This is a genomic window from Burkholderia pyrrocinia, from assembly GCF_003330765.1.
Taxonomy (GTDB): Bacteria; Pseudomonadota; Gammaproteobacteria; order Burkholderiales; family Burkholderiaceae; genus Burkholderia; species Burkholderia pyrrocinia_B.
The window spans coordinates 2,996,604-3,010,009 of the sequence record NZ_CP024902.1; the positions used below are offsets into that span (position 1 = coordinate 2,996,604).

The 13,406-nt window shown below is 68.9% G+C and carries 12 protein-coding genes; 4 read left to right on the forward strand and 8 right to left on the reverse strand.

All coding sequences use genetic code 11. The features are described from left to right. Positions 1 to 107: 107 nt before the first annotated feature. Together CUJ89_RS14565 and CUJ89_RS14570 are read right to left on the reverse strand one after the other, a co-directional pair. Positions 108 to 1,454, reverse strand: coding sequence for an ATP-binding protein (locus tag CUJ89_RS14565; protein ID WP_114177931.1), 1,347 nt, complete (start codon positions 1,452 to 1,454; stop codon positions 108 to 110). A gap of 3 nt (positions 1,455 to 1,457) precedes the next feature. Continuing rightward, positions 1,458 to 2,120: a response regulator gene (locus CUJ89_RS14570; protein WP_009691805.1), complete on the reverse strand. Its 663-nt coding sequence runs from the start codon at positions 2,118 to 2,120 to the stop codon at positions 1,458 to 1,460. Between the two features lie 201 nt (positions 2,121 to 2,321). Between CUJ89_RS14570 and dacB the strand changes: the two genes are divergently transcribed. The 3 genes from dacB (at position 2,322) to CUJ89_RS14585 (ending at position 6,293) form a co-directional block, all read left to right on the forward strand. Further along, entirely contained in the window at positions 2,322 to 3,860 is a 1,539-nt protein-coding gene (gene dacB / locus CUJ89_RS14575; RefSeq protein ID WP_114177932.1) for a D-alanyl-D-alanine carboxypeptidase/D-alanyl-D-alanine-endopeptidase, read from the forward strand. A gap of 295 nt (positions 3,861 to 4,155) precedes the next feature. Next, positions 4,156 to 5,070: a sterol desaturase family protein gene (locus CUJ89_RS14580; protein WP_114177933.1), complete on the forward strand. Its 915-nt coding sequence runs from the start codon at positions 4,156 to 4,158 to the stop codon at positions 5,068 to 5,070. Positions 5,071 to 5,165: 95 nt separating this feature from the next. After that, on the forward strand, positions 5,166 to 6,293 hold the full coding sequence (locus CUJ89_RS14585) for an SGNH/GDSL hydrolase family protein (RefSeq protein ID WP_114177934.1): 1,128 nt from the start codon (positions 5,166 to 5,168) through the stop codon (positions 6,291 to 6,293). 82 nt (positions 6,294 to 6,375) lie between these two features. On the opposite strand, the gene CUJ89_RS14590 is transcribed toward CUJ89_RS14585, so the two are convergent. From CUJ89_RS14590 to pyk, 6 genes are all read right to left on the reverse strand, one after another. Then, positions 6,376 to 7,404 carry an L-threonylcarbamoyladenylate synthase gene (locus tag CUJ89_RS14590; RefSeq protein ID WP_114177935.1) on the reverse strand — a complete coding sequence of 343 codons (1,029 nt, stop codon included), beginning with the start codon at positions 7,402 to 7,404 and terminating at the stop codon, positions 6,376 to 6,378. Positions 7,405 to 7,416: 12 nt separating this feature from the next. Next, positions 7,417 to 8,613, reverse strand: a complete 1,197-nt coding sequence (locus CUJ89_RS14595) for a 5-(carboxyamino)imidazole ribonucleotide synthase (RefSeq protein ID WP_114177936.1) — start codon at positions 8,611 to 8,613, stop codon at positions 7,417 to 7,419. Positions 8,614 to 8,694: 81 nt separating this feature from the next. Then, positions 8,695 to 9,216, reverse strand: a complete 522-nt coding sequence (purE, locus tag CUJ89_RS14600) for a 5-(carboxyamino)imidazole ribonucleotide mutase (RefSeq protein ID WP_006763511.1) — start codon at positions 9,214 to 9,216, stop codon at positions 8,695 to 8,697. A 32-nt stretch (positions 9,217 to 9,248) separates the two neighbouring features. After that, positions 9,249 to 10,139, reverse strand: a complete 891-nt coding sequence (locus CUJ89_RS14605) for a phosphoribosylaminoimidazolesuccinocarboxamide synthase (protein WP_039360621.1) — start codon at positions 10,137 to 10,139, stop codon at positions 9,249 to 9,251. Positions 10,140 to 10,374: 235 nt separating this feature from the next. Beyond that, positions 10,375 to 11,439 carry a class II fructose-bisphosphate aldolase gene (gene fba / locus CUJ89_RS14610; RefSeq protein ID WP_114177937.1) on the reverse strand — a complete coding sequence of 355 codons (1,065 nt, stop codon included), beginning with the start codon at positions 11,437 to 11,439 and terminating at the stop codon, positions 10,375 to 10,377. A 314-nt stretch (positions 11,440 to 11,753) separates the two neighbouring features. Further along, a complete protein-coding gene (gene pyk, locus CUJ89_RS14615) occupies positions 11,754 to 13,190 on the reverse strand; it encodes a pyruvate kinase (protein ID WP_114177938.1) in 1,437 nt (478 codons plus the stop codon). Between pyk and CUJ89_RS38855 the strand changes: the two genes are divergently transcribed. Next, positions 13,189 to 13,317, forward strand: coding sequence for a hypothetical protein (locus tag CUJ89_RS38855; RefSeq protein ID WP_265341757.1), 129 nt, complete (start codon positions 13,189 to 13,191; stop codon positions 13,315 to 13,317). The two genes, pyk and CUJ89_RS38855, sit on opposite strands and share 2 nt — an antisense overlap. The last annotated feature ends 89 nt before the right edge of the window (positions 13,318 to 13,406 follow it).

A 13,406-nucleotide genomic window follows, 5' to 3' on the forward strand; every position in this document is an offset into this window, starting at 1 on the left:
GGACCTCCTCTTTGTTAGGACGCAGCGTAACGACCCTGACTTAAAGGAGGCTTAATCAGCCTTAACCAGGGCTTAAGCGGGCCGCCCGGGCCCGCCCGGCCCCCTTCTCAGACGGATTCCGGCTGGCGCGGCGCCTGGGCCGGCATCTCGGCGTCGCGGAACACGACGCTGACGAGCAGGCCGCCCGCGGCCGCGTCGCCGAGCGACACCGTCGCGCCCTGCTGCGCCGCCACGCGCTTGACGATCGCCAGCCCGAGCCCGCTGCCCGACAGGTCGGTGCGCGCCCGCGCGGAGCTGTCGCGGTAGAAGCGGTCGAACACGCGCTCGCGCTCGTCGGCGGGGATGCCGGGCCCGCTGTCGCCGATCTGCACGCACGCGCGGCCCGCCGCATCGCGGGTCAGCGACACGTCGATGCGGCCGCCGTCCGGCGTGTACTTCACCGCGTTGTCGAGCAGGTTGCCGAACATCACGCGCAGCGCGCCGACGTCCGCGACGACGCTCGCCGCGCGCGTCTCCTCGAAGCCGAGATCGATGTCGCGCCGCTGCGCGAGCGGCGCATGCGCGGCCACGCATTCGGCGAGCAGCGACTGCAGGTCGACCGGTTCGCGCATCGTCGCACCGTCCGGTTCGGCGCGCGCGAGCGCGAGCAGCTGCTCCGCGAGGCGCGTCGCGCGCGTGACGCCGTCCTGGAGATCCGCGACCGCCTCGCGGCGCGACGCGTCGTCCTTCGCGCGGGCGACGAGCTGCGCCTGGATCTGCACGGCCGCGAGCGGCGTGCGCAGTTCGTGCGCGGCGTCGGCCACGAACGCCTTCTGCGTGTCGAGCGCGGCCGACAGCCGCGCGAGCAGCCCGTTCAGCGCGCGCACGAGCGGCTGCACCTCGAGCGGCAGGCGGCCGTCGGGCAGCGGATCGAGCGCCTCGGGCCGGCGCGCCTCGACCGCGCGCGTCACGCGGCCGAGCGGCGCGAGCCCGCGCCCGACGATCACCCACACGGCCGCGCCGAGGAACGGCAGCAGCACGATCAGCGGCCACAGCGTGCGCAGCGCGACGTTCGCCGCCAGCCGGTTGCGCACCGACAGCGGCTGCGCGAGCTGCACGACGTTGTCGCCGACGATCGCGCCGTACACGCGCCATTCGCCGCGATCCGTGCGCTCGGTCGAGAAGCCGAGCTCCGCGCGCGGCGCGATCGGCGCGCGCGGATGCGAGAAGTACATCAGCACGCCGTTGCGGTTCCAGATCTGGATCACGATGCCTTCGTCGCCGTTGGTACGCGAGCCGAACACCTGCGAGAACGGCTCCGACGGCAGCGCCGCGGCGATTTCCTGCAACTGATAGTCGAACAGCTCGTTCGCCTCGGCGAGCGCCTGCCGATAGATGAGCCAGCCCGCGACGCCCAGGCCCGCGACGACGATCGCGAGCAGCCAGATCAGCAATTGATGACGAATCGACCTCACGCGTCAGCTTTCCTTGACGACCATGTAGCCGAGCCCGCGCACGTTGCGGATCAGGTCCGAGCCGAGCTTCTTGCGCAGCGCGTGGATGTAGACCTCGACCGTATTGCTGCCGATCTCCTCGCCCCAGCCGTACATCTTCTCCTCGAGCTGGCTCTTCGACAGCACTGCGCCGGGCCGCGCGAGCAGCGCCTCGAGCAGCGCGAACTCGCGCGCGGACAGCGCGACGGGCGCGCCGTCGAGCGTCACCTGGTGCGAAGCGGGATCGAGCGTCAATGCGCCGTGGCGGATCAGCGACTCGCTGCGCCCGGCCTGGCGGCGGATCAGCGCGCGCATCCGCGCGCCCAGTTCGTCGAGGTCGAACGGCTTGACGAGGTAGTCGTCGGCGCCTGCGTCGAGCCCCTTCACGCGATCGGCGATCGCATCGCGCGCGGTGACGATCAGCACCGGCAGCGACAGCCCGCGCGCGCGCAGCGTGCGCAGCACGTCGATGCCGTCGCGCTTCGGCAGGCCGAGATCGAGCAGCAGCAGGTCGTACGTCTCGCCGCCGAGCGCGGTGAGCGCCGCGTCGCCGTCCTGCACCCAGTCGACCGCAAAGCCGTCCGAGCGCAGCGCCTTGCGCACGCCCTCGGCAATCATTCGATCATCTTCGACAAGCAGAATCCGCATCGGGGCAAGCATCCATGGGGCGAGTCAAACACGCCGACCATTGTAGCGCCGCGAATCGCGTGCGCGGCATGCGCGCGGCAAAGTGATGCCGCAACGCGGCACGACAGGCGATTTCGGCGGGCATTTGCCCACTTGTCTCTACAATGTGCGCTTGCGCGCGACGCGCGCGCCGCCCGAGCCCCTGCTTACCCGTATTCGTCCATGCCGATTTCCGCTCTCTCCGCCCGGTTCGCCCCCCGCGCCCGCGCCCGCATCTGCCTGCGCACAGCCGCTGTCATCGCCACCTGCACGGCCCTGGCCTTCGCGCCGGCCGCGCAAGCCCGCAAGAAGTCCCACAAGGAAGCCCGCAAGACGGCCGTCGTGTCGCCGGCCGCGCGCGCGGCCGGCCTGCCGGCGTCCGTGCTCGTCGCGCTGCAGCGCGCGAAGGTGCCGGCGTCGGCGATGAGTGTCGTCGTCGAGCGCGTCGGCGATCCCGAACCGCTGATCGCGTGGAATGCGAGCCGGCCGATGCTGCCCGCGTCGACGATGAAGCTCGTGACGACCTTCTCGGGCCTGTCGATCCTCGGCCCCGACTTCCGCTGGCGCACGACCGCCTATACGGACGGCACGATCGACCCCGACGGCACGCTGCAGGGCAACCTGTACATCAAGGGCACCGGCGATCCGAAGCTGGTGCCCGAAGAGCTGATCGACCTCGTCGACAAGATCCGCAAGGCCGGCATCAAGCGCGTGGCCGGCGGCCTCGTGCTCGACAAGAGCTATTTCGCGGCGTCGACGCGCGACCTGCCGTCGTTCGACGACGACGCAAGCGCGCCGTACAACGTCGGCCCCGATCCGCTGCTGTACGCGTTCAAGGCCGTGTCGTTCACGGTCACGCCAGGCGACGACGGCAAGGTGGCCGTCGACGTGCTGCCGCCGCTCGCGGACCTGTCGATCGACAACCAGCTGGTCGAAGGCACCGGCTCGTGCAGCGCGGCGGCCGCAGCTGCGCGCCCGACGCTGACGGCCGGCGGCGGGATGATGACCGCGTCGTTCGCGGGCGACTATCCGCTGCGCTGCGGCGCGCACACGACCAACCTCGCGATCCTCGATCACACGACGTTCTTCGCGCGCGGCTTCCTCGCGCTGTGGCAGCAGGACGGCGGCACGATCACGGGGCCCGTGAGCGAAGGCAAGGTGCCGACCACCGCGCGGCCCGTCGCCGTGCATCACAGCCCGGTGCTCGGCAGCATCGTCTACGACATCAACAAGTTCAGCAACAACGTGATGGCGCGCAACCTGTTCCTGACGATCGGCGCGGTCAGCGGCAAGCCGCCCGCAACGCCCGAGCAGTCGAGCCGCGCGATCCAGGCGTTCCTGCAGAAGAACGGGATCGCGATGCCCGACCTCGTGCTCGAGAACGGCTCGGGGCTGTCGCGCGAAGAGCACGTGAGCGCGCTGTCGCTCGCCGCGCTGCTGCAGGCCGCGAACGCCAGCCCCGTCGCGCAGGCGTTCGTCGATTCGCTGCCGATCGCCGGCATCGACGGCACGATGAAGAACCGCCTCACCAACGCCGGCGTGCTCGGCAACGCGCACATCAAGACCGGCACGTTGCGCGACGTGCGCGCGATCGCCGGCTACGTCGCCGGCACCGACGGCCAGAGCTACATCGTCGTCAGCTTCATCAACAACGATCACGCGGAAGGCGCGCGCGCCGCGCACGACACGCTGCTCGAATGGATCTACGCGGGCGCGCACTGACGCGTCGCCCCGCGCGCACGATCGTGCGCGCGTCCCTCATCCCGTGCGCCGGCCGCCACGCATGACGGCCGGCACACCGCCTCCGTTCCGTCCCCAACCGCGCACATCAATCGGGGCCGTACCGCCCGGCCCCGTGCCGCGCGGCTTCCGTAGAAACCCTGTCCTCAGAGGGAACCCTCTACGCTCCCCTCTCGCCTAGCGCGTGGCGATTGCGTAGGCTGTTGGCCTGACCGATATCTACAACGGGCCACACGCCCGGCCTCACGGCTTGCAGGGGAAAGGAGGAGACACGCCCATGCGATTCGACGTCGAATTGCTTCTGCTCGCGCTGGCGCCCGTCTTCCTGCTCTGCATCGCGTGGGAGGCCTGGCACCTCGCCCGCACACGCGCGCAGGACCATGTCTATGCGTGGCGCGACACACTGTGCAATGCGGCGCTCGCGCTGATGCACCAGGGCGCCGACAAGATCGCGTGGCTGTTCGTGATCCCCGTCTACGCGTACTGCTACCGGCACTATCGCCTGTTCACGTGGCACGACGGCTGGCTGTCGTTCGCGGTGCTGTTCGTCGCGCAGGACTTCCTCTACTACGTGTTCCATCGCGCGAGCCATCGCGTGCGCTGGCTGTGGGCCGCGCACGTCGTGCACCACTCGTCCGAGCGAATGAATTTCTCGACCGCGTTCCGCCAGAGCCTGATGTATCCCGTCGCGGGCATGTGGGTGTTCTGGCTGCCGCTCGCGTTCGCCGGCTTTCCGCCGCAACAGGTCGTCGGCATCGTGCTGATCAACCTCGCGTTCCAGTTCTTCGTGCATACGCAGGCGATCGGCAAGCTCGGCTGGCTCGAATACGTGCTCAACACGCCGTCGATCCACCGCGCGCACCATGCGCGCAACCCGCGCTACATCGACCGCAATTACGCAGGCGTGCTTGTGATCTGGGATCGCCTGTTCGGCAGCTATGTCGAGGAAACGCCCGACGATCCGCCGCAGTACGGGATCGTCGAGCGGCTCGGCTCGAACAACCCGATCGTCGCGACATTCCACGAGTGGGTGTCGATGGCGGCCGACGCGTTGCGCATCGACGGATGGCGCAACAAGCTGCGCGCGATTTTCGGCCCGCCCGAGTGGGCGAGCGCTTATCATGCGCAGATCGACGAGGCCGCGAATCAGGATCCGCGCACCGTGCCGCTTGCGGCTGCGCGCGAACAATAACCCGTTTCAGCCAACGGCCGCCGCGCAGCCCGGAACCGAGCAGGCACGCGGCAGATGAGAAACACATCAGGCCATATCTACGAGGAGATCGAACGATGCAGTCACAACAACCATTCCCGTCGCATATCCGGCAACGCCTGCTGCGCACCGCGCAGGTCGCGATCGCCGGCGCCGCGCTCGCGCTGCTCGCCGCCTGCGGCGGCGGTGACGACAACAACAACAGCGCGTCGAACACGCCGCCGTCGGGCGTGAAGATGCAGATCGTGTCGTTCGGCGATAGCCTGTCCGACGCCGGCACCTACTCGCAGATCAAGCTCGGCTTCGGCGGCGGCCGCTTCACGACCAACCCCGGCCAGGTGTGGACGCAGAACGTCGCGCAGTACTACGGCGACACGCTGCAGCCCGCGAACCAGGGCGGCTTCGGCATCCCGCTGCAGGCCACCGGCGGTCTCGGTTATGCGCAAGGCGGCTCGCGCGTGACGCAGCAGCCGGGCATCGGCCATGCGGACGCCAGCGTGCCGAACGCCGACTACGCGCAGGCGACGACGACGCCGATCGCCAGCCAGCTCACGCAATACATCCAGCAGCACGGCAGCTTCAACGCGAACCAGATCGTGCTGCTGAACGGCGGCGCAAACGACATCTTCTATCAGGTCGCGGCCCTGCAGGCAGGCGCCATCACGCCGACGCAACTGCAGCAGAACATCGGCGCTGCCGCGCAACAGCTCGCCGGCCTCGTCCAGCAGATCGTCGCCGCCGGCGCGACGCACGTGTTCGTGTCGAACGTGCCCGATATCGGCGGCACGCCGCTCGCCCTCCAGGGCGGCACGCAAACCACCCTCACGCAACTGTCGATGCTGTTCAACGGCACGCTCGCCGCGACGCTGCAGGCACTCAAGGTCGACACGACCAAGTACGTGCTGCTCGACACGTTCACGTGGCAGGATGGCATCCTCGCGAACTTCCAGGCGAATGGCTTCACCGTGTCGAATACCGACACCGCGTGCAACCTGAAGGCGATGGTTGCGGCTGCAACCCAGTACGGCGTCGCGAACGCGACCGCGTTCGGCTCGTCGCTGTTCTGCTCGCCGCAGACCTACACGGTCGCGAACGCGGACCAGACCTACATGTTCGCCGACACGGTCCACCCGACGACGCGCCTGCACGCACTGTTCTCGCAATTCGTCGAACAGCAGATCGCGAAGGCAGGCGTCGGCAAGTAAGCAGCCGGCCGCACGCCCCAACAAAAACGCCCGACCGGGTTTGCCGGTCGGGCGTTTTTTATTCCTGAAGCGCCGGACTTCGTCAGTCGCGCGCTTCGAACGCGGCCGCCGCACGGCCGAGGCGATCGTTGACCGCGATCCATTCGACGGTCTCGGGCAGCTTCTCGACCAGAATGCGCGCGACCTGCGCGCGGTCGAGCGCACGCAGCATCCCGTACAGGTCGCGCGCATAGGCCTGCGGATCTTCGGGCGCCGCGACGAAATGCACGCCGTCGGCCTGCGCCCAGCGTCCCGCACGCGACGCGCGTGCGACGAGCGCGACGCGCTCGCCGTCGGTTTGCGCGGCCGCGAGCAGCGGCTCGAGCGCGTCGAACGGCAGCAGCGCGAGCGGCGTGCTCGGTGCGTAATGGGCTTTCAGCGTGCCGGACGCGCGCGGCGCGGTCGCGTCGCTGCCGTCCGGCAGCCGCGGCGCGCGGCCGAGCACGTCGGCGATCTGCTGCGGCGTCACGTGGCCCGGGCGCAGCAGCGCCGGGAAACCGCGCGACAGGTCGAGAATCGTCGATTCGATGCCGACTTCGGATGCGCCGCCGTCGAGCACGTGCACGGTGTCGCCGAATTCGTCACGCACGTGCTGCGCGGTCGTCGGACTCACATGGCCGAACCGGTTCGCGGACGGCGCGGCAACGCCGCCGTGCCCGCTGCGCCGCGTGCTGAACGCGGCCAGCAGCGCCTGCGCGACCGGATGCGACGGACAGCGCAGCCCGACCGAATCCTGCCCGCCGCTCACGGCGTCCGGGATGCGCGCATGGCGCTTCAGGATCAGCGTCAGCGGGCCCGGCCAGAATGCAGCGATCAGCGCCTGCGCATCGGCCGGCAGCGCGTCGGCCCAGTAGCCCGGATCGCCGCCGGGCGGCAGGTGCACGATCACCGGATGGTTCGCGGGCCGCCCTTTCGCCGCGTAGATGCGCGCGACGGCCTCGGGATTCGCCGCGTCGCCGCCGAGCCCGTAGACGGTTTCGGTCGGGAATGCGACCAGTTGCCCCGCGTCGAGCAGCGCGGCAGCTGCGTCGATCTGCGCGGGCGTCACGGACTTCGGGAGATCGATGGACATCGGCCTGGCGCCTCAGTCGAGCGGCACGCGCAGCAATTGCGCGCACGCGGTGGCTGCGGCAACGGCTTCGTCGCGCGTCTCGGCCGTGAAGTTCACGTGGCCCATCTTGCGGCCGACACGCGCGTCTTCCTTGCCGTACAGGTGCAGATGCGCAGCCGGCATCGCCGCGACCGTGTCCCACGGCGGCGTGACGGCATCGGCCGCCGCACCGTTCGGGAACCACACGTCGCCGAGGATGTTCAGCATCGCGGCCGGCGAATGCTGGCGCGGGTTGCCGAGCGGCATGCGCGTCATCGCGCGCACCTGCTGCTCGAACTGGCTCGTTGCGCACGCATCGACCGTGTAGTGGCCCGAGTTGTGCGGGCGCGGCGCCATCTCGTTCGCAACGAACGAGCCGTCTTCCAGCACGAAGAACTCGACGCACAGCACGCCGACGTAGCCGAGCGTATCGGCGATCCGCACGGCCGCCTGCTGCGCTTCTTCGACGCGCGCGGCATCCGCGGCCGGCGCGGGCACGACCGTCAGCGCGAGGATGCCGTGGTGGTGCGCGTTCTGCGCGAGCGGGAACGCGGCCGAGCGGCCGTCCGCGCCGCGCGCGATCAGCGCCGACACTTCGTATTTCAACGGCAGGCGCTTTTCGAGCACGCACGGCACGCCGCCGAGCGCCGCATGCGCGTCGCGCGTTTCCTGCGCGGTGCTCACGCGTACCTGGCCCTTGCCGTCGTAGCCGAGGCGCGCCGTCTTCAGGATGCCCGGCAGCACCGCGTCGAGCGCGGCATCGTCGAGCGTGGCGAGCGCCGCCGACGATTCGATCACGACGTGCGGCGCGACCGGTACGCCCGATGCCTCGATAAAACGCTTCTCCGCGATCCGGTCCTGCGCGACCGCGACGCAACGGCCGGCCGGCGCGACGAACGTCGTGCGCGCGAGGAAATCGAGGCTCGCGGCCGGCACGTTCTCGAACTCCGTCGACACCGCGTCGCACAGGTCGGCCAGTTCGGCGAGCGCGGCTTCATCGTCGTAGGCCGCGCGCAGGTGGCGATCGGCGACCGCGCCGGCGGGGCTCGTCGGATCGGGATCGAGCACGGCAACGCGATAGCCCATCGACTGGGCGGCAAAGCAGAACATGCGGCCGAGCTGGCCACCGCCGACCATGCCCAGCCACGCGCCGGGCAGGATCGGGGAAACGGAATCAGGAGTTGCGGTCATGTCAGTGGTCGGTCGCGGCGGGCGCTGCCCGCCGCAGTGGGGAGAGTCGGGCAGCCGCGACGCGCGGCCGCCGGTGCGCCGTCATTCCAGCGGCGGCAGCACCATCGCGTGCGCGGCTTCGTTCTGGCGCACGCGGAACGCGGCGAGCCGGTTCGCGTAGTCGGCCGACGTGCCGGACAGGATCGACACCGCGAACAGCGCGGCATTCGCGGCGCCGGCCTCGCCGATCGCGAACGTCGCGACGGGCACGCCCTTCGGCATCTGCACGATCGAGTGCAGCGAATCGACACCCTTCAGATACTTGCTCGCGACCGGCACGCCGAGCACCGGCACCGTGGTTTTCGCGGCAAGCATGCCGGGCAGGTGCGCGGCGCCGCCGGCGCCCGCGATGATCGCGCGCAGCCCGCGCTCGCGCGCCTTCTCCGCATAGTCGAACATCTCGTCGGGCATCCGGTGCGCGGATACGACCTTCGCTTCGTACGGCACGCCGAATTCCTGCAGGATCGCTACCGCGTGCTTCATTACGTCCCAGTCGGAACTCGAACCCATCAGCACGCCGACGAGCGGCGCGCTGTGCGTGTGGGCGGTCTGGACTTCACTCATTTCGTGCATCTCCGGTTCCATGCAAAGCTCGATCAGGCGAGCGACTGGCCCGTGATGCGCTCGAGCGCTTCCTGGTACTTCGCGGCCGTCTTCTCGACGACGTCGGCCGGCAGCGCCGGCGCCGGCGCCGTCTTGCCCCACGGCTGCGCCTCGAGCCAGTCGCGCACGAACTGCTTGTCGAACGACGGCGGGTTCGTGCCGACTTCGTACTGGTCGGCCGGCCAGAAACGCGACGAATCGGCCGTCAGCACTTCATCCATCAGGTACAGCTTGCCGTGGTTGTCGAGGCCGAATTCGAACTTCGTATCGGCGATGATGATGCCGCGCGTCGCCGCGTAGTCGGCCGCTTCCTTGTACAGCTTGATCGAGATGTCGCGGATCGTCGCGGCCAGCTCGGTGCCGATGCGGCGCTCGGTTTCCTCGAACGTGATGTTCTCGTCGTGCTCGCCCATCTCGGCCTTCGCGGCCGGCGTGAAGATCGGCTCGGGCAGCTTCTGCGCGTTCTGCAGGCCTTCCGGCAGCTGCACGCCGCACACGGCGCCCGACGCCTGGTATTCCTTCCAGCCGCTGCCGGCCAGGTAGCCGCGCACGACCGCTTCGATCATGATCGGCTCGAGGCGCTTGACGACCACGCCGCGGCCCTTCACCTGCTCGACCTCGTCGGCCGCGACGACCGCTTCAGGCGCGTCGCCCGTCAGGTGGTTCGGCACGATGTGCGCGAGCTTGTCGAACCAGAAGTTCGCCATCTGGTTGAGCACGCGACCCTTGTTCGGAATCGGCTCGCCCATCACCACGTCGAATGCCGACAGGCGGTCGGTCGTGACGATCAGGAGCTTGTCGTTGCCGACCGCGTAGTTATCGCGGACCTTGCCGCGACCGAGGAGCGGCAGCGAGCGGAGCGTGGATTCGTAAAGGGTAGACATCGTCTTTTCGCAGATAAGGAGCCAAACAAAAAGGGAAACGCCGTTCCCCGCGGCAGGCGGGAACGGCGGTCTTGCAATACGTCGGCGAACCGGCCGGGCGACGGCGCCCGGGCGGTTGCCGGCCGGCCCTCGTTCGGCCGGACGGAACGGCTGCCCGGGGCCGGATCAAGTCCGGCAACCGGGCGGCCCGCCCCTGCCCAGCGGCAGAATCGGGCGGGGCAATCGTACTACAGTCTCAGCGCACGACCTGCGCGAGCGCGCCGGACTTGTACTGCTCGGCGATCTTGTCGAGCGACACCGGCTTGATCTTGCCGGCCTGGCCTTCGCAGCCGAACGCGAGGTAACGGTCGACGCAAACCTGCTTCGCCGCTTCGCGCGCGGGCTTCAGGTAGTCGCGCGGATCGAACTTGCCCGGGTTCTCGAACAGGTAGCGGCGGATCGCGCCGGTGATCGCGAGACGCAGGTCGGTGTCGATGTTGATCTTGCGCACGCCGTGCTTGATGCCTTCCTGGATTTCCTCGACCGGCACGCCGTAGGTTTCCTTCATGTCGCCGCCGAATTCGCGAATCTCGGCCAGCAGTTCCTGCGGCACCGACGACGAACCGTGCATCACGAGGTGCGTGTTCGGGATGCGCGCGTGGATTTCCTTGATGCGCTGGATCGACAGGATGTCGCCCGTCGGCTTCTTCGAGAACTTGTACGCGCCGTGCGACGTGCCGATCGCGATCGCGAGCGCATCGCACTGCGTGAGCTTCACGAAGTCGGCCGCCTGCTCCGGATCGGTCAGCAGCTGCTCGCGGGTCATCGTGCCTTCCGCGCCATGGCCGTCTTCCTTGTCGCCCTTCATCGTCTCGAGCGAGCCGAGCACGCCGAGTTCGGCTTCGACCGTCACGCCGATCGAGTGCGCCATCTCGACGACCTTGCGCGACACGTCGACGTTGTATTCGTACGATGCGACCGTCTTGCCGTCGGCTTCGAGCGAACCGTCCATCATCACGCTCGTGAAGCCGCTGCGGATCGCGCCCATGCAGACCGCCGGCGACTGTCCGTGATCCTGGTGCATCACGACCGGGATGTGCGGGTACGACTCGACTGCCGCTTCGATCAGGTGGCGCAGGAACGGCTCGCCCGCGTACTTACGCGCGCCGGCCGATGCCTGCATGATCACGGGCGCGCCGACCTGGTCCGCCGCCGCCATGATCGCCTGGACCTGCTCCAGGTTGTTCACGTTGTAGGCCGGCAGGCCGTAACCGTGTTCTGCCGCGTGGTCCAGCAATTGACGCATTGATACGAGAGGCATTGTGGAACTCCTTGGAATGAAAACCGGTGCGCCCTGACGCCGGCGCGGCACCCGCCCCCGTTCAAACCGGGGCGACGCGGCGCGGCTGAGCGTCGAATAGCCGCATTTTATCGCGAAGCGCCGCCGATTCCGACCGCCCGGTGGCGCCCACTCGCAATTTGTTACGTTCGCACGGCACAATGCGGGCAAAAAAGAGAAAAAAAGCCGCGCGGGGCTTCGGACCCCGCGCGGCTTTTGCCTGGAAAACGGTGCCCGATCGAATCGGATCGACCGGGGACGCCGGCCCGCAGGCCGGCCAGGTGCTCAGTCGGCGCTCAATAGTGCTCGCCGACCCGTACGATCTTCAGCGTGTTGGTGCCGCCCGCCTGCCCCATCGGCTCGCCGACGGTCAGCACGACCATGTCGCCATGCTGCACGTAGCCCTGCTTGACGACGATCTCGAGCGCCGCCTGCAACGCCGAGTCGCGGTCGCTGTTGAAGTCGACGTGCAGCGGCGTCACGTTGCGGTACAGCGCCATCGTGCGCTCGCTGCCGACGCGCGGCGTCAGCGCGAAGATCGGCACGTGCGTGTAGTGACGCGACATCCACAGCGCGGTCGCGCCCGATTCGGTCAGCGCGATGATCGCCTTCGCACCGAGGTGGTATGCGGTGAACAGCGCGCCCATCGCGATCGACTGGTCGATCCGCGTGAACGTGCGGTCGAGGAAATCCTTGTCCAGCTCGACGTGCTCCGACTTTTCCGCCTCGACGCACACGGCCGCCATCGTCTCGATCGTGACGACCGGATACTTGCCGGCGGCCGTCTCGGCCGACAGCATCACCGCGTCGGTGCCGTCGAGCACCGCGTTCGCGACGTCCGACACTTCCGCGCGGGTCGGCACGGGCGCGTAGATCATCGACTCCATCATCTGCGTCGCGGTAATCACGAGCTTGTTCGACTCGCGCGCCATCCGGATCATCCGCTTCTGCAGCGCCGGCACGGCCGCGTTGCCCACCTCCACCGCGAGGTCGCCGCGCGCGACCATGATGCCGTCGGATGCGTCGAGGATGCTCTGCAGCGCCGGAATCGCCTCGGCGCGCTCGATCTTCGCGATCATCTTCGGCTTGATGCCGTAGGGCGCGCCCGCGATGTTCGCGAGCTGGCGCGCCATTTCCATGTCGGTCGCGTTCTTCGGGAACGACACCGCGACGAGGTCCGCGCCGAGCGACATCGCGGTGCGGATGTCTTCCATGTCCTTCGCGGTCAGCGCGGGTGCCGACAGGCCGCCGCCCTGGCGGTTGATCCCCTTGTTGTTCGACAGCTCGCCGCCCACCTTGACGATCGTGTGGATCTCGTCGCCGAGCACGCGCTCGACGGTCAGCACGATCAGGCCGTCGTTCAGCAACAGCAGGTCGCCCGGCTTCAGGTCGCGCGGCAGTTCCTTGTAGTCGAGGCCGACCCGCTCGTCGTTGCCGAGTTCGCAGCCCGCATCGAGGATGAAGGCCTGGCCCGGCTCGAGCGTCGTCTTGCCGTTCTCGAACTTGCCGACGCGGATCTTCGGGCCCTGGAGGTCGGCCATGATCGCGATCTCGCGGCCAACCTTGCGGGCGGCCTCGCGCACCATCTCGGCGCGCTGGCGGTGATCGTCGGCCGTGCCGTGCGAAAAATTGAGCCGCACGACGTCGAGGCCCGCCTGCATCATCTGCAGCAGAATCTCCGGCGAACTGGAGGCCGGGCCGATCGTGGCGACTATCTTGGTGGCGCGCTGCATGAAACTCCTCATCTGGATCAAGGTGGATGCGCTGGGTGAAACGCTGCGAGAGCCGGAAGCGGCAGGCCCAGCGGCCGCCGCTCCGGAGGGCGTGCCGGTGCTTGCGCCCGGCATCGCTTTGTTCTGAATCTCGTGGTGCTGCACGGCCGCGTCGCCGGCGGCCGCCGGTGCGCGCGGGGCGGTGTTCGCCCGCGCGGGCGCGCGTTTGCGCTTGCC